Genomic DNA, 21,514 nt, shown 5'->3' with positions numbered 1-21,514 from the left:
AGTACTATTCGGGTTAAAAGATGAAGATAATTCGTATGTTGTGATATTGCCGTTGAGGCATAGTAGAATTGCGCCTACTATCTGCAATCGCGGGGATCAGTCCAGGCTGCGCCATTGGAGGTAATCGATGGAGTCTTTGGTGATAGTGAAGGTTATGGAGCCGTCGCGGGTGAGGAAGGTGGTGGCACCATTTGCTGCAAGGGTATTAACTGTCTGCTGATCCTCGGGTTCGCCTTTGCTGGAGGTGATGACAGCATAGGTGGGTGATACGCGCTTAATGAAGGCCTCTGTCTTGTCACAATAGCGGCCGTGGTGAGGGACCTTGAGTATTGTGGCAGAGAGGTCGGAATTAGCAAGAAGTTCTGAAAGACGGGCGGATTCTGCGTCGCCGGCAAAGAGGATGCTGTTATCGCCGAAAGTTACTTTGACCACCAGGGATGAGTTGTTGCTCTCCTTATCGGGATATGAAGGTGACTGGGGCGGATAGATAGTATAAGACACGTCACCGACCTGGTAACTAAGCTCAGAGGTTACCACATTCTCAGTGAGGCCATGTAATTTCATGGCAGCATCGTACTCATCAATCTGGTCTGAGTCTTTACTGCGGTAGGTGGTGTAGATTGTTCCGATATCAAAAGAATTGATGATCTGATCTGCTCCACCGACGTGATCCTTGTCAAAATGGGTGATTATCAGTTCATCGATTCCGGTAACGCCCTGCTTGTTTAAGTAATTGACAAGTATGTCAGCTTTTTTATCTGTTGCAGTATCTATTACGGTGACGTGATCTGCGCTCCGAAGAACAAATGCATCTGCTGCTCCGACTTTGAGGGCTGTGAAGGTCAGCACTTTATCCGAGACAGTTATGTCAGGAATAGTATCGGATGAGCCATTCTTTTTATCTGATTCCGATTTGAGGGTCTCAGGTGAAGTTTCTTGAGATAAGCTTTCTGAGGATGCTGCTACTGACTCTAAGTTTCCCCCGTCAGCTGCTGTTTCGCCGGTGGCATTGCCTTCTTTACCGCATGACACAAGTGTCATTCCGAGAACAACTACAAGAGTCAATGTGATAACCAGCCTTATGAAGTTAGTAATTTCCCATCTCTTCTTCATCTTTTTCAAATATCTCTCCGCACTTTTTTGAAAGCATGTTTATTACCCTTTTCTTATCCGTAACCCACAGTGGTTCCACCAGAATGCTTCTGGGGCCGTCACCGGTCATTCTGTGGACAACGGTGCTCTTTGGCAGTAGCCTCAGGCACTTAGCGATAAGGTCTGTGTATTCCTCCATGGACATGATATGGAAGGGGTACTCAGACTCCTTGGGAGCTTGCAAGTAGCTGTCGTATTCTTCTGCCACCACGGTTCCTTTTAGAATGTTCAGGTTCTGGAGCTTGATGCCATCAAGAGTTGGTGTGAGCGCTGCAAGATAGCGCACGGTTTCCAACATGTCATTCTCTGATTCCCCGGGAAGGCCGAGAATTATGTGAACGATGACTGTTATTCCTGCCTCCTTGAGCCTTTTGTAAGCATCTTCAAAAACAGACAGTTCATATCCTCTGTTTATATGCTTTGCGGTGCTTTCGTGAATGGTCTGAAGTCCCAGTTCAACCCAGACAGGCTTAATGGCATTAAGTCCTACCAGCATATCCATAATCTCCGGTCCAAGGCAGTCGGGCCTTGTTCCGATGGACAGGATCTCGATATCTTCACGCTCTATTACCTTTTTGTACAGGGCAAAAAGCCTGTCAGGATCGCCGTAGGTGTTGGTATAGGACTGGAAATAGGCGATGAAGCGCCTGGCATCCGTCTTTGCCGCAATGCGCTCTTTTGCCCGGTCAAGCTGCTGCGAGATTGCTTCAGGACTGTATACCACCTCCGCAAATTCCCCGGAGCCGCCCTCTGAGCAGAAAGTGCAGCCCCTATAGGAAGGTGCTCCGTCAGCGCCTTTGACGGTGCCGTCCCGGTTCGGGCAGGAACAGCCCGAGGACAGGGAGAGACGGTAAATTTTTTCGCCATATGCTTTTTTCAAATAAGCTGATAAACGAACAGGCATGTCAGGCCGCCTTTACTATGTTTCTTACCCAGACTCCGCTCTTAACGAGGATGAAGCCGATGGTACATTTGATAAGGTCAAGGAGACATACGATCATAAATACGTTGACCACGTAGATATTGGTATATCTGCTGAGGATGTATGCCGCAGGAACGCTAACTGCCCAGGTGAAGCAGCTGTCGAACAGGAAGGTCACAAGGGTTTTGCCGCCGGATCTTAAGGTGAAATAGGAAACGTGGGCAAAGGAGTGGATCGGCATAACGAAGGCCACCACCAGAATATACCTTGAGGCCAGCTGTCTGATGTCGGGCTCAATATTGTAAAACTGAGGAATGATAGGCGAGCAAATGGCAAGAAGGCCTCCCATTATAATAGTGCTAAGAAAGCTAAGGGCAGCCATTCTCCAGGCTGTGCGCCTTGCGGAAACGAGCCTGTCAGCGCCAAGCTCCTGGCCAACAACGATTCCCGCTGAGTTTCCGATGGACAAAAAGACCTCATTGAAGATCTGGGATATAGTTCCGCTGATGTTCATGGCTGCTATTACCGCAATTCCTCTGACAGAATAGGCCTGCAGCAAAAAGGCCTGGCCAAGGCTCCACAAAAATTCGTTGCAAAGAAGTGGCAGAGACCTGGACATGATGGGCCAGATAAGGTGAGTGGGTATTCTGAAATTCTTGTAGAGCCCCTTGAAAAAGCTGTATTTCGTATTCTTTTTGTGTGCTCCTGTCACTACAATGCTAAATTCCACGAATCTTGAAATGACCGTAGCGACGGCAGCACCCAGAACTCCCAGCTTGGGAAAGCCGAAGAGACCAAAGATCAGGAGCGCATTGAATACAAAGTTCACCAGCATAGCTGTCATACCAGCCAGCATAGGAAGAATTGTCTTGCCGGACTCTCTCATGGCGCTGGCGTAGACCTGGGTAAGGCTAAATGGGATCAGGCCTATCAGCATGATATTCATGTAAGAAATGCCGTAGCTAAGCGTAGTTGCAGCATCAGCAGGCGGAGTATCACCGGAGATATACAGCCCCACCAGGCGCTGTGAGTTGAAGTACAGCACCAGCAATGCTATAGACAGGATCGTAAGGGCCGTTATCAGCTTGAATCTTATGGCATAGCGGACTCCTTCATAATCTCCTTTTCCAAAAAACTGTGTGCTGAATATACCTGCGCCTGCAAGGGATCCCCAAATGCACAGGTAAAATATGAAAAGTATCTGATTGACGATGGCAACTGCAGACATGGAGAGGGTTCCCACCTGTCCCACCATGATGTTGTCCAGAAGTCCCACTATGTTACTCAAGGTGTTCTGGACGATCATGGGAAGTACCACCATTGCTACTCTTTTATAAAACTGAGGCTCACCAATGAGGCACTCCTTAAGGGTCAGTCTGACCTTAACTGCCTCATCACGGTTACCTGTCTCTATTGTTGTCGTATTCATTTCCTTTTTCCTATTCTCTGTTAAAGTCTATTTTGATTATATCTTAGATTCTGCTGCCATAGATAGCTTAATTAAAAATGCCAAAATAAAGAGCCAAAATTGGGGTCTGACCCCAATTTGGCTCTAAATCAGTATCCATCTGCATTTCAGCTACCGCCTACTTTTTGCTTGTGCTGCGGCTGATTTCAAGGATCTTGCGAAGGATGTCCTCTGTGGTCTTCATATCCTTTTCGCAGTCCTGACTTATCTCAATGCTGGACTGGGCGGAAGCTGCAACCTCCTCTGAAGTTGCGGAGAGGTTACTGATGGCGTCCATAACCTTGGTGTTGGCATTTACGCAGTCATCAACACTTTCGGAGATTCTGGAAGCACGGTCTGTAAGCTCTGTCACCTTGGTGAGGATTTCTTCAAACTTCTCACCCGTCTCTGCGATCAGCTCGCCTTGCTGATTGGCGGATTCTACGGATTTTTGCATATTATTGGAGGCAGTATCTACTTTGCCTATAAGGTCATCAATTGTGGAGGCTATCTGCTCTGCGGATTCCTTGGTATGCTCTGAGAGGGCACGGATCTCATCCGCAACAACAGCGAAGCCTTTACCTGCTTCTCCGGCTCTTGCGGCCTCGATGGATGCGTTGAGGGCAAGGAGGTTGGTCTGGCCGGAAATACTCAGGATCGTATTAACAATCTCTTTTACAGTACCTGCAGACTGCTGGAGGTTGGTGGTCATCTCCGCGGTCTCGGCATTAATAGTTGAGGCTTCGTCGGATTTAGCCCGAAGATCCTTAACAAGCTTGTTGCCGTCGTTGATATTATCGGTAACTTCAGTGGCATTTTCTCTCATGGCACCGGCCTGGCGGGCAATCTCATCCAGAGCCTCAGTGATGCTGGAATTCATCTCGGTCTGGGTCTGTATGGACTCTGCAGTGAGGGTAACCGACTGGGATATCTGCTCAGAGGCCTCGGCGCTGGAAGTAACCTTATCCGCAAGGGCCTCCATGGCATCGTTGGCATCCTCAAGCTTAGCTGCAATCTGTTGTCCTACGGACAGCATGACCTCAGCATCCTTTTGCTGCTGGTCCGCCGCAGCCTGGATCTCTTCCACGGTCTCTGTATTGTGCCTGCTGCTGAGCCTTGCATAAAAAGCGCCCATGATAGCTGCCAGCAGGGAAAATACCGCATCGGTAAGCACCATGTTTTTTCTGTCCGCAGCTTCTACCGAATAGGTAAAAAAAAGCGGAAGGTAAACTACATTTATGGTGGTTACAACTGCGCCTACAATGATCGTAAGCTTGTTATCCGCGTACAGAAGGCTCATGATAACAAGGCCCGGAGCAAAGGCCCACAGGTAGGGCACGTGAATATTTCCCAGCATAACGATAAGATAGCTAAAGCACAGGCAGGCCATCATGATATATTTGCCTCTGGTCCTCTTGCTGTATCTTACATAGCTGTAGATGGAGCCCATCAGTGCGATGATCTGAGGGATCAGCATCGTTGTGGTGGTCATAAAGCCTACTCTTTCCGCAGCATAGACCACAGTGGATGCAATTATAAAAGCCTGGATAACCAGGGCATATTTAAGTGCAAGCTTATTTCTCTCATATATGTGTTTTTCCGCAAGATTCATAAAAAACTCCTTCGCATCAATGAAAAAACGACAATTTGCTTATTGTCCTATGTTAATTATGAACCTCTGCCGCGTCTAATTCCAATTAAAAAAACGTAAAATCGTAAATTATGTCCTTGAACCGATTTTCTGTTATCATAGAGTAAGCTTACAAAGGAGATTCAAAAGTGATTTTTTGATTAACAAAAACTATGATTGATAGAAAAAAAGTACTTACGCATTTTGCTGAATATACAAGAAATTACGATCCCAAGGACCCAAAGATTGCCCTTAAGATTGCCCACACCTACAGAGTTGCTGATTTCTGCGAAAAGATTGCGGGATCCATTCATCTGACCGAGGAAGAGGCGGATTTTGCCTGGCTATCGGGAATGCTGCATGACATCGGACGATTTGAACAGGTTCGCAAATACAATACCTTCATTGATTCCAAGTCCGTGGATCACGCTGAGTTTGGGGCAGATCTTCTTTTCGGAAAAGAGAGGTTGATCGAGAGGTTCTGCGATGACAGATCGCTTGATGAGGTGCTGGAGACTGTTATAAGGCAGCACAACAAATACCGCATCCGCGAAGATATAACGGGAAAAGAACTTGTTTTTTGCAATATCCTACGAGACGCTGACAAGGTGGATATCCTCAGGGTCAACGTGGAAACACCCATGGAGGAGATCTACAACGTGTCAAAAGAGGAAATGGTAGGCTGCGGTGTGACTAGCGCGGTAATGGAACAGGTGAGACAGCACATTGCCGTGTTCAGGGACATTATGAAGACTCCCGCAGACCACCTTATCGGTCACATCGCTCTTACCTTCGAGCTGGTTTACCCCATGAGCTGGGAGATTGCAAAAGAACAGGGATTTCTTGAGGAAATGTTTAATTTTCCCTCAAAAAATCCCACTACCTTAGATGCTCTTATTGAAACCAGAAAAGAACTGGAAGCCTTCCATTCTCTTCATAGCTAATAATTAAAGATTAGCTTTGATCTTCTCGATCATCTCAGCATATTCCTCATCAGTAAGGAACACCTTCTGAGGATTCATCTCGAATACGCCGCCCCACTCAAACTCGTCCTTGTACTTGGGACAAAGGTGCATGTGGAGGTGGCAGCCGGTGTCGCCATAGGCACCATAGTTAACCTTGTCGGGGTTAAATGCCTTGTGAATAGCCTTGGCAGCTCTGTTCACATCGGCAAAAAATGCATTTCTCTCCTCATCTGATATATCGACGATCTCACTTACGTGATCCTTGTAGGCCACGATGCATCTGCCCTTGTGGCTCTGCTCCTTGAAAAGAATGAGCTGGCTTACAGTGAGGTCGCAGATCTTGATGCCAAATTTTGCGAGGGGCTCGCCGCCTACGCAATATCCGCAATTGTTGTCTTTCATAATAAATACTTCTCCTTAGATTGTTAATATTAAATAGCGTAACACTCATTTTAGTTTTTGTTCAAGCCGGATTGACGAACATTATGTGGAAAAAATTACACCACGGGCCGGTTTTTATACCAATGGGGACGGTTCTGTTTGGTATATTTTGCTCGCAAAATTTACCAAACAGAACCGTCCCCATTGGTATAAAAACCGGCCCTATCTACATCATCACTTCTTGTCAGCGATAATAGCCAGTGTCTGGGATATATCGTTAAGAGTCTGTGTCATATTCTGAATCATGAGCTGCATTCTCTTGTCATCGGTCATATTCGCATCCTTCATGCGCTCCTGCATCTCTTTGATTCTCTGCTGCTGTAAGTTGGTTACCTCTGATACTCTGCTCATAAAATCACCTCTCCCATATTTGTTATGCAGTCTATTTATTGACTACTTTTCAATTATATCACATATAAGAAGAGGTGACATATAAGCTGATCATCTTACTATCTGACTATCTTTTCAAAGTCGTCCTTGCCGTGTTTGCAGATAGGACATACGAAATCATCGGGAAGCTCCTCTCCCACGTACTCATAGCCGCATACTGTACAGCGCCATACGGTCTCGCCCTTGGGAGTTGTACCGACTGCCTGGGGCTTGGGCTTGATATTGTTCTGATAATACTCGTAGGTGCAGGAGGGAGCATCGTCCAGAAGTCTCATGGCCAGCGGCTCGCAGATGAAAAGAGTGTGAGAACCAAGATCTACCTCCTGCTCCACCTTAAGGGCAAACGCAGCGTTGGTGCCGCTGGTGATATAGGGCACACCGTCCTCTGAGGTGTTATAGGTAAAGGCAGAGGTGTCTGCGAATTTATCCACATCTCGTCCTGACTGGAATCCGAAATGTTTAAACATGTCAAAGGTTGCTTTCTGGCTGATAACAGAGATATTGCAGCGGTGGGACTCTTTTATCATGTCATGGGTATAATTGGCCTTGTTCACTGCGATGGAAATGCGGTTAGGGTCCGATGCCACCTGGATCGCAGTATTTATTATGCAGCCGTTCTTCTTATCACCCACAACGGCGGTGCATACGAAGAGACCATAGGACAATTTGTACATTGCTTTTGGGTTCATCTCTGACATTCAGGTTCCTCCTTTTCAAAATGAATATTTACTCAGTAATTCTCAGCCTTAAGCTGGAAGTAGTCCCTCGGATGGTTGCAGACCGGGCACACCTCAGGAGCTTCCTTGCCGATAACGATGTGTCCGCAGTTGCTGCACTGCCATACGCAGTCACCGTCACGGGAGAATACCAGCTTGTCCTCTACATTCTTAAGGAGCTTACGATAACGCTCCTCATGCTCTTTTTCTATTGCAGCTACGCCCTCGAAGAGCTCTGCGATCTCATCAAAGCCCTCTTCTCTGGCCTTTTTGGCAAAAGAGGGATACATTTCCTTCCACTCATAGGCCTCGCCGTCAGCTGCGTCCTTGAGGCAGTCCACTGTGGTTCCGATCCCTGTCAGGATCTTGTACCAGATCTCGGCATGTTCCTTCTCGTTGGCCGCTGTCTCGGCAAAAATGTTAGAAATCTGAACATAGCCTTCTTTCTTTGCCTTGGATGCGAAAAAGGTATACTTGTTTCTCGCCTCAGATTCTCCGGCAAAGGCTGCCAGAAGGTTCTTCTCGGTCTCGGTACCTTTTAAGTCTTCTGCTCTGCATCTCCATTTGTTGTCTGCCATAGTTCTGCCTCCTTATATTCGTTTCCTTCTTCATTTTCACGCTTTTTACCTTATAAAAAAACGCCGCAACATGTATATTTATACACATTGTAGCGTTAATTTATATATTAATCAACCGAATTAGATGTCGGTCTTGGTGGTGCCGCCAAGGAAGGTGGGAAGGGACTTTCCTTCTTTTTTCCACTTGGCATATTCTGCAGTTGCAGCGAACATTACATCGCCTGAAGAGTTAAGTGCTGTCTCAACTGAATCCTGTACAACGCCGATGATGAAGCCTACGCCAACTACCTGCATGGCAACATCTGCGTTAACTCCGCAATCATCCTAATTTAATTTGACGCACGTCAAATATTTATTTATAATTATATTGTAATATATTTGACGCACGTCAAATTAAATCCAGAAAGAGAGATGCAGCAATGGCTAAAATAATACAAAGCAAGCAGGACCTTACCTACCTTAATTGGTCTCACATACGCAGTTCCAGCGGTGCTGCCGGGAACTTTTTAAAGGCAACCTCTTCTATTGAGGGCAGAAAAAAATACTATAAGCTATCGAATTTTGACCCTGTAAAAGGTGTTGTTGGTCATGAATGCGTCAATGAGATAATTGCAGATAGACTCCTTACAATCCTTGGCATCGAACATCTTGAGTATGAGTTGATCAATGCAGATATAGAAATAGAAGGCAATGTTTTGAACACATGGCTGTGTTCCTCTGAAGATTTCAAAAAGCCGGGAGAAAGCAAGGTTGCACTTGATGACTACTATCGAACCAACTCTTTTCCCGGAGAGTCCCACTATGATTTCTGCGTAAGACAGGGCTGGCAGAAATACATTGACGAAATGATCCTGGTTGATTATTTACTCTTAAACAGAGACAGACATGGCGCTAACATAGAAATCCTCAGAAATTCCCGTGCCCGCACCCTCAGAATAGCTCCGTTATTCGATCACGGCCTGTCACTTTTGTACTCCTGCAGAGACGATGATGAAGCCCATGCCTTTGATATCATGAAGAACTTGCCCTGCAACAATTTCATCGGAAGTCATTCCTGCTACGAAAACCTTGCTCTGATCAAGAATCCTCAAAAGTTAATAAAAAAGAAGCTGAAAACATCGGATAAGGATGTACTCTTTTCCGGTCTTGAGAATATTCTGTCAGAGATTTTTATTGATAAGATCTGGGAAATGATCACCGAAAGGATGAAGGTATATGAAAGTCTTTGAAATAATTGATGAATCCCCGGAGTTGCTGATAGGTGCTCTCCTATATTATGAGAAAGAAAAAAGTTTTATTATTGAGCTGTGCGAAGGGCTCGATGAATGGAATGCTCCTCTTCTTCTGACTTCTTATGTCAAAAAAGGGATCTTCACCATTCCAAAAGATATCAGCCTCCTCTGGGTCCATGAAAGATTGATCCCTACCGGTAGACAAAACCTCAATTCAATTCTGTCCACACACAGACTAAAGGAATATGATGAAATGAAAATGCTGGAGATTTCGGAAGGACGCTGTTCTCAAGACAACTACCATATCCGAAAGACGGATATACTTCCAGCTTTTGTAGAAAAAAGAAGCCACCGGAATCTAAAAGATCTGGTGGTCCTTAATAATAATCGTCTGCTCTGCATCTTTGCAGATGAAACCATGAAACTGGTGGACTTGGCAAAATGTCCTCCCGAAAGAGATATTACCAAAATAATGCGAAACAGTCTTCTCTTCGAATCCGGAAAAGTTGGATGCGGAGGCTACAGTGCCACCTTCAATGACTCCATCGACATACCCGCGCATGTTCTGTACAAGCACGGAAAAACGCTGCCAATTAGCTTTAAGGAGCTTCTTACCTTCTCTCGGAAAAACCTCCTGGACACCGCCGCATGCTGCGAAGAGCTTCAATGCTCACGTCAGAACCTGGCCTATCTAAAGGAACAGCACCTTATTACTCCGATACAGGAAAATGTTAAGGGAAGCCTCTATCTAAAGGGCGATGTACTAAAAAACAAATGGTAAGCCCGGTGTAAGGACGACTATTCTATTACAATAGAGTCCGCAGTGACCTTGCATTTGTAAAAAACGACTTCCACACCTGTCTTTTGTGCTTTATAAAAAGCCTTGGCAAACTCCGGATCGGTATCCGTGTTAGGCCGTACTTCCAAGATCCCTTCGCCCTGGATGACAAAGGCGATCATGGCATGATACCCCTTTTTCACAGCAACTGTAAGCTCCCGGAGGTGCTTGGCGCCGCGCTCTGTGGGGGCATCGGGGAAATATCCGACTCCGTCTCTGAACAGCGTGCAGCCCTTTACTTCCATGAGATAGCGCTCAGGCTCTGCGTCCGGGGCTGCATCTGGCTCTTTCTCCATGTAAAAATCTATTCTGGAATCGCCGTATTTGTACTCAGGCTTTACAAGGCTGTATTCCCCAAGGCTGTTCAGGTATTCTTTTACCACTGCGTTAGGGGCCTGGGAATCAATGTTGATTATCTTGCCATCTTTTTTCACCGCCACCAGGTCATAGGGAGTCTTCCTCTCGGGATTATCAGACTTCTCCAGATACACCTCGCAGCCCGGGATCAGAAGTTCCCTGCATCTTCCGGTGTTTTTGACATGGACGCTGAGCTCCTTGCCATCAAGCTCAATGTTGGCAATGAAGCGGTTGGGGCGGGATATGAACTTGGCGGGAGTGATGTTCTTATATTTCATATTTGTACCAATTCGTGCGATGTCGACGAGTCTGTATCGTTAATGTATGACTAACGCTCAGATGCTGTTTTGTCCGTACACTTCTATCTGAGTCAGTGCAGGGAACGGGCTTGGGTCATCTGCTTTGATGAGATTCCCCAGTTTCAGCCGGGTTATGTTTTCTCTGGAAATCTTGAACACGTGCGGCTCAGCGACCTTTTTATCCATATGGACAGTTTCGCTCGTGCCATCGGAGAAAGTGAAGGTAGCCTCTACCCACCAATTGTCATGCGGAAAATCCGCTCTGGTGTACAGCCTGATCTCATCAAAGCTCACGGGTCTTCCGAAGTCCAAAGTAAACTCCGCATCGTCCTGCCTGTTGATGCCCCAGGACTCATAGGGCCACTCGCCGTGGGAAAGGGTTGCGATGCAGCCGTCGATGGCATTTCTTGCAGCAAAGACCGCTTCTCCTCTGGTCTCCACATTGGCGCTGGCATGTGGATATACTCCGCTTACTTCGTGCTGGTCGAAGGGATTGAGTGCCAGGTTTCTGTATGAATTTATCTCGAAGTCACGGGCCTTCCTGATGGTGACAACGTGGCGGTTACCGAAGAATGCCAGCGGGTTGTAGCTCGTTTTTTTCTCATAAAAAGGCACTGTGAACAGAACCGTCTCCTGCGTGATATATACGAAGGCCTCATCCACTGCGGCGTCAACCTTGACCACATAGAAAGCATCAGGTGTCAGCCCCGAAAATTCGATGATGTCGCCTTTTCTGTATTCTCCGTCCCAGGCAAGGACTGCTTCTTCTGCGCCTGCTGCCTCTGCCTTGGGGATATGGTCCCAATCGTTATAAACTGAAATTTTCATGATTCATCCTCGCATCTTTTTTAATACCTGAACACCTCAGCCACCGGCACTTCTATGCTCTGAGCACATTTCTCGTAGCTGTTGTAGGCTCTGCAGACGATTGTGGGGTTGACGCTGCCGCTGGGAACCTTGACATTGAAGGACTGGGTGTCTTTGGTTCTGTCCCACATCTGGAGAAGGCTATAGGTCTTGCCGCCGTCATAGCTGTAGCTAAAGTAGATAACAGGACTCTGGCTGTCCCTGGTGGTCATCTCTACAAGAATATTGCCGTTTGTTTTGTCATAGCCAAGAACCTTGATACTGCAGGTCTCCGGCGCAGTCTCGTCCTGGCGGGGAACTAGGGCAGGCTTTTTTACGCTGGTATATGAAAAGTTCGAGAAGTCAGCTCCCGTCTTGGAGGAGCTAAGCCCAAAATACTTGGCGATAGCTGTTGCATCAGCTACTGCCAGCTTGTTTATAAAATCACTGCCGCTAAGAAGTGCCGTGTCATAGCCATGATCAAGGTACGCATGCTCCAAAATGGCGCAGGGCATATTTCTTGCAACGCTCTGCCTTATGATTCCGTAGTAGTCAGCTCCTGATGCGCCAAGCCTTGTCTTAACACCCTTCTGATAAAGGCCAAGGCCATTCCACTCTGCGGTCACGAGCCTACCGAAATTTGCACCTGCCACGTAATAATCGCCAAAAGCTGAAGTCCATACCTCCGAGCCATAGAATTCATGGTCTGAGGATGCGTTGAAATGAAGGCTGAACACGAAGTCTGCTCCTACGCTCTTAGCATATGCTGCCCTGTCCTCTAGTGAGATCACAGTGTCCGTGGTACGAGTAGTGTAAACAGTGATGCCATCATATTTCTCAAGCTCCGCCTTAAGGGCATTGCCAAGCTTCAAGGTCATATCCTTCTCGGAAAAACTGCCGTACTGTGCTCCAAGATTACGCTCTCCCGTACCTCCATGGCCCGGATCTATGACAACTATCACGTTTTTGGGCGCTGCTGACACTTTCATTGGCTGTGCGCTGAAATATGCTGCACATACCATTAACACTGTAATAATTATCGACAATACTTTTTTCATGATATCCTCCCCTTCTTCTAATCATCACTTATATCTACTCATTATAGCTGAACATACGGGCTTTTTCCATTCCCGCATTCTTGCATGCTCTTCGGAATAATGTTATCATTTCGGGGTATTTATTGAATAAAAAGGGGATTTTAAGTATGAAAAAAGCATTTCGGGGATTTTTAATTCCTACGCTGTGTGCGATCATTTTGACGCAGACAGTTCTTTCTTCGTCTGTAGTTTCTTATGCCTATGACAATTCCACAGAAACAGAGGAAATACTTGAAGAAGAGTTCATCGAAGAAGCTGATGAAAACTCATCGGAGGACTCAGAGATCTATTATGAAATCACTGAGGAAGATACTGAGGAAGCAGTCGAAGAAGCCTCTGAGGAAGCTAATGAAGACGCTATCGAGGAAGTCACTGATTATCAATTACTTTCAGTAAGCAGCGGATACTGCGGTTATCCTGACAGCCGCTCGGTAAGCTGGAGCTATAACGAATCCGCCAAAACACTTACATTTTCAGGAACCGGCGCAATAGCTGATTATTCCGGCAAGAAAAGTGCTCCCTGGTACAGCTATCGAAATATGATCAGGACCGTCATAATCGGTGAAGGCATCACAAGAGTCGGCAGCTATTGCCTTTGTGATCTTATGTATGAACCCGGCGATAGCGGAGCAGACAACTTTATTACTCTCAAATTGCCTTCAACCTTACAGGAAATCGGCACAAGCGCTTTTGACTCGTTCCTTCTTTCCGGAGATCTTGTCATACCTGAATCGGTAAAGAGGATAGAGCCCTATGCATTTTGTAACGCCACTATAACAGGCAGCGTTATATTAAAAGCCAAGATATCTGTTTTGGAAAAAGGTGTTTTTGCAAGTGCCGCCTTTACGTCCTTTAGTTTTCCGGAGACGCTGACTGAGATTGAGGAAAACGGCATGTCCAGTCTGAGTATTGTAAAGTCGCTTGTTTTTCCTAAAAATCTGAAAAAAATCGGCTCCGAAGCATTTGATCACTGCCATGCCCTCAGAACCGTAGAATTTACCGGTAATGCACCTCAACTTGCCGATGACGCATTTTCCCGCACATCAGTAGAAGCCTATTATCCAAGAAATGACGCCACCTGGTCTGAGAGTGCAAGAGCAGCAATGTCGAAGGCCTTCAGCTCAGTTACCTGGTATTGCCTTGGAGAACCTAAGTCCACCCAATGCGGAGATAAATTAACCTGGGAGATCAAAGATAAAACCTTATATATTAAGGGAACCGGAGCGATGTGGGACTATTCCGAAACTATGCTCCCGCCCTGGTATTCAGCCAGCTACAAATATGTGTCTATGAGCGAAGGCCTGACCAAAATCGGCGCCTATGCTTTTTACAAAGCATCCGGCAATCATCCGACATATTCCAGGATCCCTCAGTCTGTTACCGAGATCGGTGACTACGCCTTTTACGACGCCGGAAGTATGGAAACTCTGATCCTTCCGACCAAAGTTAAGGTTATCGGTAAATACGCTTTCAGTAACATTTACTGTATAAAAAACACAGTTGAGATACCTCAGGATATCGAATACATCGGCGATTATGCATTCCGTGAGGTATCCTTTAGCACTGACAATAGTGGCAAAACGGGCGGAATCAGGATAAACGGCTTTAATAAGCTCAAATACCTTGGTGACAATGCTTTTCAGGTTACCGGCGGCAATCGCCCATACGTAACCGGTAAAATCACTTTTCCTGAGACTCTTACATATATAGGAGAGAGCGTTTTTACATCAACAAATGTTGAGGGAAAAATCTCCCTTCCAAAAGGCCTCCTGCACCTTGGAGCAGGTACCTTCTATGGTTGTAAGAACATTACAGGCGACATAGTTATTCCTGATGGAATTACAGAGATTAGCGGCACTACTTTTTGTGAGACAGGTATTACCAGCGTCACCATTGGTAAAAACGTCACCTCGATTGGCCACTGGTTCTGCGGCGATTGCGCATCTCTCAAGAAGGTAAGATTCCTGTGTGAATACCCGAAAAACGGCAGCTTTAGGAATGATGCTTTTTATAAAGCTCCCAAAAATATCATTGTTGAATACGATGGAAGCAAACGTTCCTGGAGAAATCCATACCCCGGAGCGATCGGAATGTCGGATAACGAGCCCGTCTTTTGCCCCTTCTACCCTGACAAGGAATGTACTGTAACTTTCCAGACCATAAACATTCGAAATGACGAAAAGCACAGCATCCCCTCACAGAAGGTTAAATGCGGCCAGCTTGCCAAGGAACCTGACATCTCAGGTTTCCTTAAAGACTATGACGTGGTTTCCTGGCGTTATCGTTACAGTGAAAATAATCCTATGTATGAGTATTGGGACTTTGATTTTGCCAAGACTGCGGTAACTGATAATATCACGATCTTTTTAAGCTGCAGAACCCCTTCAGTTAGTATTGCCTTTGATTTCCAGAATGGAGATAAAGTATATCCCTATAGTGTTGTTAAGGGTACCACTCTTGAGTATGCATTTAACTTCTGGTGGAGTAATATCCCCAAAAAAGAAGGCTACACTTTCCTTGGCTGGTCATATGATAAAAACGGTACTACTACTCTTTCGAATAAGACAGAGATTGTAGAAGATACTACCGTTTATGCGGTATGGGAGAAGACTCCCGAACCTGAGCCCGAGCCCGAACCGGAACCGGTTGATCCTTCAGTATGGGGGGATATTCCTGAGGAAGTCAGATCCTATATGAAATTTAAAACAGGTGATGATATCCCGAAGGGTATCTGGATCATCGGAAGTGACAGATATAAGAATCAGCGTTTGGAATATACGGGAAAAGCCCAGAAGCTCTCCAGCCTCCTTGTTTTTGATGGCAATAAGAATCTTAATGCAGGCAAAGAGTATTCTCTTAAATACTCCAAAAACATAAATGCAGGTACTGCAGCAGTTACAGTCACCTTCAAGGGAGCCTATTCCAAGGCAGAGAAGAAGACTTATGAATTCAAGATCGCGCCTAAGGTTATAACAAGTTATGCAGTTTCTAAGACTGCTTACGACTATAGTTATGACAAAAAAGCTCATAAGCCAAAGCCCGTAATGAAGGCTTATATCGATGGAAAGCTTGTTACTCTTAAGGCAGGCAAGCACTTCGTATATGATTACGGCACCGGTGAAAATGGCGACTTCGTATCGGAAGGTGATAGCTTCTTCTACATAAGACCTACTGAGAACTATTCCTTCAGTGCGATTAAGGTATCTGTAAATATTCAGAAGAAGATACTCATCTCCAAAGCATCGGCAAAGATCGGCAAGCAGGCCTATACAGGTAAAGAGATCAAGCCGGAAGTAACAGTAACATACAAGAAAAAGCCTCTTGTTAAGGGCACTGATTACGAAATATCTTATGAAGACAACATTGATGTTGGAAAGGGATATGCGGTAATTACAGGAAAGGGAGACTTCTTTAGTACTGTTCGTGTTCCATTTACAATTACAGGAACTGCTCTTTCCAAGACCAAGTTTACCGGATCCTTGTCTCCCGAAATATATACAGGAGCGCAGATCACCAAGGACTTTGACTTGACCTACACCGCCGGGAAAGGTGATACGCCTGTAACCCTTAGGAAGATCCCGCTGTCGGATTATGCCATGCTTACCAGAAAGCAGCAGAGAAATTACGATTGCACCTATTACTTTGCCGGGAACACAGGCAAGGGAAAGGCGAAGTTGTATATCCAGGGTGTATCAGGATATACAGGAAGCCTCACCAAGTCCTTCACGATCAAGGCTTATAACATCAGTCAGGAAAGTAGCAAGGTTACTGCAGGACTTAAGACCACATCCTATAAATATGTCAAAGGCGGGGTTAAGCCTGAGCCGACAGTTACCATGAAACTCGCATCAGGAAAAACTGTTACCCTGGCCAAAGGCACCGACTACACTCTTAAGTACAAAAACAACACGAAGAAAGGCAACGCTATAGTTCAGGTTATCGGAAAGGGTAACTTCACCGGAACTATAAACATCAATTTCACGATAACTGATTAAGCTAAAGCAAAACGGCTGCGCAAATTGCTGCGTAGCCGTTATTTTGTCATACCATCCATAACTTTACCCCAAATATCTTCTGACATTGTTAGTTCTCCCCCATATCCTAATTATCGTTATTCTGAGTTTCTGACTGAGATGCCATACGTTCAAACAAATCATTCATATTGAAATCCTTGCCGGTTCTGTCCTTATAGAACTCCTCGAAGCTTTTGTTCTGATCCTTGGGATCAAAATCTACGTCCTTAGCATGGGATTTCAGTGGATCATCCTCCTGCAAAAGTGCGTAGGCCATGTTATGGATGACCCACTCATCCACCATGTCATCAGCAGTTCTGTAGGATTCCATGTCGCTGCCATGAACAGGGTGCTCAACGATCAGGGCCTGACAGATTATGGTCATGTCACTTTCATTGTTGATCCTGTAGGAATCAAAGATTCTCCAGTTATCGGTGGTGTACTTAGCTCGAAATTCCTCGCCGTCATATGTGAAAGTATAGTTTTTGCCGCTGCCATCTGTATCGGTGAGCTGTAGGTCGGCGGTGGTGGTTAGAAGGCCGGACGGCGCGGATTCTGTTTGCTGTTCTGTCGGAGTTTTTGTCTGGTCTTCGACTTCCGGTTGGTCTGTTGTCTGGCTCTGTTCCTGTGTTATTGCCTGGTCTTGTGTTGTTGCCTGGTCTTGTGTTGTTGCCTGGTCTTCTGCTTCCGCCGAATCTTCTGTCTCTGTCGAATCTTCCGGCGGTTCTTCAACTATGCCTTCGATCAATGGTTCTGACCACATCTCAGTAGCCTCATTGTTCTCCTGCCTACCGCAACCGGAAATGATTATCAGTATAGATGTTATTAAAAGATATGCTAATCCTTTTTTCATGATCAATGATCCACCTTCCCCTTGGAAAGCGCCTCATGAATAGCCTTGGCGATAACCTCGTCAGGGGCTCTCTTAAGAGCTGCAGCTTTGGGGTTCTCTTTTATCTTTATTTCTTGCTTCTTCTGCTCTTTCGGAAGCTCCTTTTTTCGTTCCATAGGCTATCCTCTTATCGTCTAAGCTCGTAATTAGTTACTCACTTACCACTTCAGGCTTCTTTGGTACCTCAATTTCGCATAGATACTCACATTTAGAAATCCCCATAATCTCAACTCTAAGTTCCAGCTTGGCATTACGTATATCAATATCATCCTGAATATCCAGAAAATATCTGTCTGAAACATCAAAATACTTGGCAAGTCTAAGTGATGTATCTACAGTAATCTTCCTGCGACCATGAAGAATATCCTGTATTCTTGATGTAGGAACCTTAATATCCTGAGCGAGTTTGTACGCAGATATTCCATATGGATCCATAAACTCTTCTTTTAATATTTCTCCTACGGTTGGAGTCTCAATTCTCTTAGTCATCATCTGTCTCCCTAATGATAATCAACTATCTCTAAAGTGCCTTTGAATATGTTTGATTAAATATCTTCTCAGTTTCTTTGTCAGCAAATGTTTTGATCATAATGCAATTATACATGCAACGCATATACACGTCAATCAGTCATATTCAAATCGCATGATTTAGCTGTTTTCCCTCTCAACAGCCAACATTACAGCTCTGCTCCCTTCAGTTCTTCCTCGCAATCTTTTCTTGTTATCTCCCCTGCATTGCATCTAGCCATCTTATCGACTATGTCGTCGCGAAGCTTATAGCCGGTAACAAGGATTATAATGGCAATAACCGGCCCGATGGCGCTTATCCAGGTCAGGACATTCCAGCAGCCATAGGCTCCCCTTGCATCCACTACGCCGGTCACGGCATCCGCATTGGCAGCGCTGAAGCCAAAGAGCGCCAGAAGTAGCAGCGACATACTGCTCATAAGCGCGCCGGAGAGCTTGGTAACACAGGTCTGGATGGAAAAAGTGATTCCCTCCTGCCTTACGCCCGTCTTGTACTGGCCATACTCAACGCAGTCAGGAGTAAACATGTAAACAAGAACGTTGTAGCCAACAAGTCCCACGCCCCTTAGCGCCATGGTCACATACAGCGGAATATCATTTTCATATCCGGTAAAAAACTGTACGACAGAGGCCACAACAAATATCACAAGGCAGCCGATGTACAGCCAGAATTTATCGATTTTTTTGCACAAAGCAGGGATAAAAGCTGCGACAACTATTGCTGGTAGAATCGCCATAGCCAGCAGAACAGTGCCTTTTTCCGTGTCGCCCAAAACGTACTGGGCAAAGGTAGGGATAACGGTCTGAGCCGTATTAGTTACACCCACGAGAAAAAAAGCCACGTAGAATAATATCAGATATTTGTTTCCCGCAAGGGCTCTTATCATGTCCCCGAAGGTTGCGGCGCCTTCTGACTTGCCGGCATTTCTCTCTTTTCCCACAATAAGAATCGGAAACATCATCGCCATGGAAACTATGGACAGAAGGATTGCCAGAAGCCGCCAGCCAAGGCCGGTGTATAGCCCCTCAATAGCCAGAGTTGCGATAACCGCTGCTGCCGTTCCGGACACCCTGGATATGGACAGAATCGTATTGCGCTCTGTTACATTGTCAGTCATGGCGGTGGAAAGTGCGTAGATAGGCGTATCACACATGGTATAGGCCACCGACCACAGGCAGTATCCCACCACAACCCAGGCGCATTTGGCGGAAACACTTATGCTGTCCGGCATACTGTAGATAAATATGGTTGTCAGCGGTATCAACAGCCAGGACACCCTTACCCAGGGCAGGAATTTGCCACTCTTAAAACGGCACTTGTCCACTATCCTGCCAAAGATCACATCATTGATAACGTCCCAGATCTGGGGCGCAAAGATCACCGATGCCGCCGCAGTTTCGCTCACTCCGTGATTAAGAAGAAAAATCGAAGTGAAGCTTGCGATAATGATGTAAAACATATTCTGACCAAAGAAATAGAGATAGTAGCTGATTCGTTCCCCTTTAGTAGTCTGCATATTCTCTCACTCCTGAATCACTTTCTCACGAAATGCGCAGCAGAGTGCGCATTTCTGTCTGAACAGTAACCCTGGATTTCAAATCATCCTCCCGCAAACTTGCAATTGCGACCGGTTATGCTATCATATAGTTATAAAAAAGGTGCTACCCGTACAGCAACGGTTAGCCTGAAATTATTTGGTTTGAATAACCGCCTAAGTTTGCAGACTGGGGGCGGTTATTTTAATGTCTGCTATTCCTGCCAATGGAATAGCCAAGACCGAACATCGTTGCACTAAGCGCAATAATTGCAATCATGCCTTCCATTGTTAGCATAGAGCCTTTCCTCCTATAGATATTCCCATATGGGTTCTATGTACACAGGGCTTGTACTCCCTGATAGAGGACTAACCGCCACCGTTTAGGTAGCACCATGCAATTATTATGCCGAATATATGTTCGCTTTGACGATGATTCTTATTTCGTGGCACATTGAACGATGTTTAGTGTTCACAAAATCTACTTGGGGACTGTCCCGAATCTCCCCAAAACAACCTCAATAGATTCCAAGCAATATCCTAAAGTACTCAATAGTCCTGGCAAGTCCCTCTTCCAGACTAATCGTCGGCTTCCAGTCAAGTTCTTTTTTGGCTAAATCTATTACAGGTTGCCTCTGCAATGGATCGTCTTGCGGAAGAGGCTTATACACAATCTTTGAATCCGATCCTGCAAGTTTTATCACAAGCTCAGCAAGTTCCAACATAGTAAACTCACCTGGATTTCCAATGTTAACAGGCCCGGTGAAACCATCCCTGCTGTTCATCATCTTGATCATTCCATCAATAAGATCATCAACATAACAAAAGCTTCTGGTCTGCTTGCCATCACCGTAGATCGTGATGTCTTCATTGTTAAGTGCCTGAACAATGAAGTTAGACACTACTCTTCCGTCATGAGCACTCATCCTAGGGCCATAGGTATTGAAAATACGAATAACCTTAATATCCACTCCATGCTGCCTATGATAGTCAAAAAAGAGTGTTTCAGCCATTCTTTTCCCTTCATCATAGCAGGAGCGCGGACCTATAGGATTAACACAGCCTCTATACGTCTCCGGCTGTGGATGAATTTCTGGGTCTCCATATACTTCACTGGTACTAGCTTGAAGGATCCTTGCATTGCACCTCTTTGCAAGGCCAAGCGAGTTTAATGCTCCCATAATAGAAGTCTTGCCTGTTGCAATGGGATCATGCTGATAATGGATAGGGCTCGCAGGACACGCCAAATTGTAGATCTGGTCAACCTCAACATAAAGAGGCTGAGTCACATCATGTCTAATGAATTCAAAATAATTATTGTCCATTAGATGACGGATGTTGTCCTTGCTTCCAGTAAAAAGATTATCGACGCAGATAACATCATTTCCCAGATCTAGTAGCTTCTCACATAAGTGTGAGCCTAAAAAGCCAGCTCCACCGGTTACTAATATTCGTTTACGCTGCATAGTCGTTCCCCCTCAAGATTGACTAATCTTAAATAGCTTTAATAATCTCTCTCATTTCATTTTTCAACTAATCCAAATACATCCTTGCAAATACCTGAGGAAAAATATTTGCCCATCAGCTTCTAGTAAATCCAATATCTTATTAACGACTAGTACAATTATACAGGACG

The 21,514-nt window shown here is 45.5% G+C and carries 21 protein-coding genes; 4 read left to right on the top strand and 17 right to left on the bottom strand.

The annotated features are described in order from the left end of the window. Positions 1-96: 96 nt before the first annotated feature. From G588_RS0110600 to G588_RS0110585, 4 genes are all read right to left on the bottom strand, one after another. On the bottom strand, positions 97-1,113 hold the full coding sequence (locus tag G588_RS0110600; RefSeq protein ID WP_022778716.1) for a ComEC/Rec2 family competence protein: 1,017 nt from the start codon (positions 1,111-1,113) through the stop codon (positions 97-99). Continuing rightward, positions 1,088-2,056, bottom strand: coding sequence for a TIGR01212 family radical SAM protein (locus tag G588_RS0110595; RefSeq protein WP_022778715.1), 969 nt, complete (start codon positions 2,054-2,056; stop codon positions 1,088-1,090). Before G588_RS0110595 ends, G588_RS0110600 begins: the two co-directional genes overlap by 26 nt. Position 2,057: 1 nt before the next feature. Further along, positions 2,058-3,503 (bottom strand): MATE family efflux transporter, encoded by a 1,446-nt coding sequence (locus G588_RS0110590; protein WP_022778714.1) that lies wholly within the window; start codon positions 3,501-3,503, stop codon positions 2,058-2,060. A gap of 157 nt (positions 3,504-3,660) precedes the next feature. Continuing rightward, positions 3,661-5,133: a methyl-accepting chemotaxis protein gene (locus G588_RS0110585; RefSeq protein WP_022778713.1), complete on the bottom strand. Its 1,473-nt coding sequence runs from the start codon at positions 5,131-5,133 to the stop codon at positions 3,661-3,663. 191 nt (positions 5,134-5,324) lie between these two features. On the opposite strand from G588_RS0110585, the gene G588_RS0110580 reads away from it, so the two are divergent. Then, positions 5,325-6,095 carry an HD domain-containing protein gene (locus G588_RS0110580; RefSeq protein WP_022778712.1) on the top strand — a complete coding sequence of 257 codons (771 nt, stop codon included), beginning with the start codon at positions 5,325-5,327 and terminating at the stop codon, positions 6,093-6,095. 3 nt (positions 6,096-6,098) lie between these two features. Here the strand turns inward: G588_RS0110580 and G588_RS0110575 are convergent, their stop codons facing one another. From G588_RS0110575 to G588_RS22075, 5 genes are all read right to left on the bottom strand, one after another. Further along, on the bottom strand, positions 6,099-6,518 hold the full coding sequence (locus G588_RS0110575; RefSeq protein WP_022778711.1) for an HIT family protein: 420 nt from the start codon (positions 6,516-6,518) through the stop codon (positions 6,099-6,101). Between the two features lie 213 nt (positions 6,519-6,731). Continuing rightward, positions 6,732-6,908 carry a hypothetical protein gene (locus G588_RS22505; RefSeq protein ID WP_022778710.1) on the bottom strand — a complete coding sequence of 59 codons (177 nt, stop codon included), beginning with the start codon at positions 6,906-6,908 and terminating at the stop codon, positions 6,732-6,734. Positions 6,909-7,006: 98 nt separating this feature from the next. Continuing rightward, positions 7,007-7,636 carry a flavin reductase gene (locus G588_RS0110565; protein WP_026668720.1) on the bottom strand — a complete coding sequence of 210 codons (630 nt, stop codon included), beginning with the start codon at positions 7,634-7,636 and terminating at the stop codon, positions 7,007-7,009. Between the two features lie 41 nt (positions 7,637-7,677). Continuing rightward, on the bottom strand, positions 7,678-8,241 hold the full coding sequence (gene rbr / locus G588_RS0110560) for a rubrerythrin (protein WP_022778708.1): 564 nt from the start codon (positions 8,239-8,241) through the stop codon (positions 7,678-7,680). A gap of 120 nt (positions 8,242-8,361) precedes the next feature. Then, entirely contained in the window at positions 8,362-8,535 is a 174-nt protein-coding gene (locus G588_RS22075; protein WP_022778707.1) for a hypothetical protein, read from the bottom strand. 125 nt (positions 8,536-8,660) lie between these two features. On the opposite strand from G588_RS22075, the gene G588_RS0110550 reads away from it, so the two are divergent. Both G588_RS0110550 and G588_RS19900 read left to right on the top strand, forming a co-directional pair. Then, on the top strand, positions 8,661-9,470 hold the full coding sequence (locus tag G588_RS0110550) for a hypothetical protein (RefSeq protein ID WP_022778706.1): 810 nt from the start codon (positions 8,661-8,663) through the stop codon (positions 9,468-9,470). Beyond that, on the top strand, positions 9,457-10,254 hold the full coding sequence (locus G588_RS19900; protein ID WP_022778705.1) for a hypothetical protein: 798 nt from the start codon (positions 9,457-9,459) through the stop codon (positions 10,252-10,254). The genes G588_RS0110550 and G588_RS19900 overlap by 14 nt, the downstream gene beginning before the upstream one ends. Positions 10,255-10,271: 17 nt before the next feature. Here the strand turns inward: G588_RS19900 and sfsA are convergent, their stop codons facing one another. The 3 genes from sfsA to G588_RS0110530 are packed head-to-tail and all read right to left on the bottom strand — an operon-like array spanning position 10,272 to position 12,871. Continuing rightward, positions 10,272-10,946: a DNA/RNA nuclease SfsA gene (gene sfsA, locus G588_RS0110540; RefSeq protein WP_022778704.1), complete on the bottom strand. Its 675-nt coding sequence runs from the start codon at positions 10,944-10,946 to the stop codon at positions 10,272-10,274. Positions 10,947-11,003: 57 nt separating this feature from the next. After that, positions 11,004-11,795 carry a DUF7402 domain-containing protein gene (locus G588_RS0110535; RefSeq protein ID WP_022778703.1) on the bottom strand — a complete coding sequence of 264 codons (792 nt, stop codon included), beginning with the start codon at positions 11,793-11,795 and terminating at the stop codon, positions 11,004-11,006. A 20-nt stretch (positions 11,796-11,815) separates the two neighbouring features. After that, positions 11,816-12,871: an N-acetylmuramoyl-L-alanine amidase family protein gene (locus G588_RS0110530; RefSeq protein WP_022778702.1), complete on the bottom strand. Its 1,056-nt coding sequence runs from the start codon at positions 12,869-12,871 to the stop codon at positions 11,816-11,818. Between the two features lie 146 nt (positions 12,872-13,017). Here G588_RS0110530 and G588_RS0110525 point away from each other — a divergent pair, with 146 nt between their 5' ends. Then, the gene (locus tag G588_RS0110525) at positions 13,018-16,905 is read left to right on the top strand and encodes a leucine-rich repeat protein (RefSeq protein ID WP_022778701.1); all 3,888 of its coding nucleotides are present in this window, start codon (positions 13,018-13,020) and stop codon (positions 16,903-16,905) included. A gap of 106 nt (positions 16,906-17,011) precedes the next feature. Here the strand turns inward: G588_RS0110525 and G588_RS0110520 are convergent, their stop codons facing one another. The 5 genes from G588_RS0110520 to G588_RS0110495 form a co-directional block, all read right to left on the bottom strand. Beyond that, positions 17,012-17,776 (bottom strand): hypothetical protein, encoded by a 765-nt coding sequence (locus G588_RS0110520; RefSeq protein ID WP_035788314.1) that lies wholly within the window; start codon positions 17,774-17,776, stop codon positions 17,012-17,014. A gap of 2 nt (positions 17,777-17,778) precedes the next feature. Next, complete coding sequence (locus G588_RS22500; protein WP_022778699.1) at positions 17,779-17,931, bottom strand: hypothetical protein; 153 nt, start codon at positions 17,929-17,931, stop codon at positions 17,779-17,781. A 34-nt stretch (positions 17,932-17,965) separates the two neighbouring features. Beyond that, positions 17,966-18,304, bottom strand: a complete 339-nt coding sequence (locus G588_RS19895) for a HigA family addiction module antitoxin (protein ID WP_022778698.1) — start codon at positions 18,302-18,304, stop codon at positions 17,966-17,968. 188 nt (positions 18,305-18,492) lie between these two features. Then, complete coding sequence (locus tag G588_RS0110505) at positions 18,493-19,860, bottom strand: MFS transporter (RefSeq protein WP_022778697.1); 1,368 nt, start codon at positions 19,858-19,860, stop codon at positions 18,493-18,495. 536 nt (positions 19,861-20,396) lie between these two features. Then, positions 20,397-21,344: a UDP-glucuronic acid decarboxylase family protein gene (locus G588_RS0110495; RefSeq protein WP_022778695.1), complete on the bottom strand. Its 948-nt coding sequence runs from the start codon at positions 21,342-21,344 to the stop codon at positions 20,397-20,399. Positions 21,345-21,514 lie beyond the last annotated feature (170 nt).

It is taken from the genome of Butyrivibrio sp. AE3009, assembly GCF_000420845.1.
GTDB lineage: Bacteria > Bacillota > Clostridia > Lachnospirales > Lachnospiraceae > Butyrivibrio.
This window is presented reverse-complemented; position numbering and strand designations above follow the sequence as displayed.

What these genes read in the sequence shown, in the direction of transcription:
- G588_RS0110600 (WP_022778716.1), bottom strand. Translation starts at nt 1,113, where the DNA reads ATGAAGAAGAGATGGGAAATTACTAACTTCATAAGGCTGGTTATCACA.
- G588_RS0110595 (WP_022778715.1), bottom strand. Translation starts at nt 2,056, where the DNA reads ATGCCTGTTCGTTTATCAGCTTATTTGAAAAAAGCATATGGCGAAAAA.
- G588_RS0110590 (WP_022778714.1), bottom strand. Translation starts at nt 3,503, where the DNA reads ATGAATACGACAACAATAGAGACAGGTAACCGTGATGAGGCAGTTAAG.
- G588_RS0110585 (WP_022778713.1), bottom strand. Translation starts at nt 5,133, where the DNA reads ATGAATCTTGCGGAAAAACACATATATGAGAGAAATAAGCTTGCACTT.
- G588_RS0110580 (WP_022778712.1), top strand. Translation starts at nt 5,325, where the DNA reads ATGATTGATAGAAAAAAAGTACTTACGCATTTTGCTGAATATACAAGA.
- G588_RS0110575 (WP_022778711.1), bottom strand. Translation starts at nt 6,518, where the DNA reads ATGAAAGACAACAATTGCGGATATTGCGTAGGCGGCGAGCCCCTCGCA.
- G588_RS22505 (WP_022778710.1), bottom strand. Translation starts at nt 6,908, where the DNA reads ATGAGCAGAGTATCAGAGGTAACCAACTTACAGCAGCAGAGAATCAAA.
- G588_RS0110565 (WP_026668720.1), bottom strand. Translation starts at nt 7,636, where the DNA reads ATGAACCCAAAAGCAATGTACAAATTGTCCTATGGTCTCTTCGTATGC.
- rbr (WP_022778708.1), bottom strand. Translation starts at nt 8,241, where the DNA reads ATGGCAGACAACAAATGGAGATGCAGAGCAGAAGACTTAAAAGGTACC.
- G588_RS22075 (WP_022778707.1), bottom strand. Translation starts at nt 8,535, where the DNA reads ATGCAGGTAGTTGGCGTAGGCTTCATCATCGGCGTTGTACAGGATTCA.
- G588_RS0110550 (WP_022778706.1), top strand. Translation starts at nt 8,661, where the DNA reads ATGGCTAAAATAATACAAAGCAAGCAGGACCTTACCTACCTTAATTGG.
- G588_RS19900 (WP_022778705.1), top strand. Translation starts at nt 9,457, where the DNA reads ATGAAAGTCTTTGAAATAATTGATGAATCCCCGGAGTTGCTGATAGGT.
- sfsA (WP_022778704.1), bottom strand. Translation starts at nt 10,946, where the DNA reads ATGAAATATAAGAACATCACTCCCGCCAAGTTCATATCCCGCCCCAAC.
- G588_RS0110535 (WP_022778703.1), bottom strand. Translation starts at nt 11,795, where the DNA reads ATGAAAATTTCAGTTTATAACGATTGGGACCATATCCCCAAGGCAGAG.
- G588_RS0110530 (WP_022778702.1), bottom strand. Translation starts at nt 12,871, where the DNA reads ATGAAAAAAGTATTGTCGATAATTATTACAGTGTTAATGGTATGTGCA.
- G588_RS0110525 (WP_022778701.1), top strand. Translation starts at nt 13,018, where the DNA reads ATGAAAAAAGCATTTCGGGGATTTTTAATTCCTACGCTGTGTGCGATC.
- G588_RS0110520 (WP_035788314.1), bottom strand. Translation starts at nt 17,776, where the DNA reads ATGAAAAAAGGATTAGCATATCTTTTAATAACATCTATACTGATAATC.
- G588_RS22500 (WP_022778699.1), bottom strand. Translation starts at nt 17,931, where the DNA reads ATGGAACGAAAAAAGGAGCTTCCGAAAGAGCAGAAGAAGCAAGAAATA.
- G588_RS19895 (WP_022778698.1), bottom strand. Translation starts at nt 18,304, where the DNA reads ATGACTAAGAGAATTGAGACTCCAACCGTAGGAGAAATATTAAAAGAA.
- G588_RS0110505 (WP_022778697.1), bottom strand. Translation starts at nt 19,860, where the DNA reads ATGCAGACTACTAAAGGGGAACGAATCAGCTACTATCTCTATTTCTTT.
- G588_RS0110495 (WP_022778695.1), bottom strand. Translation starts at nt 21,344, where the DNA reads ATGCAGCGTAAACGAATATTAGTAACCGGTGGAGCTGGCTTTTTAGGC.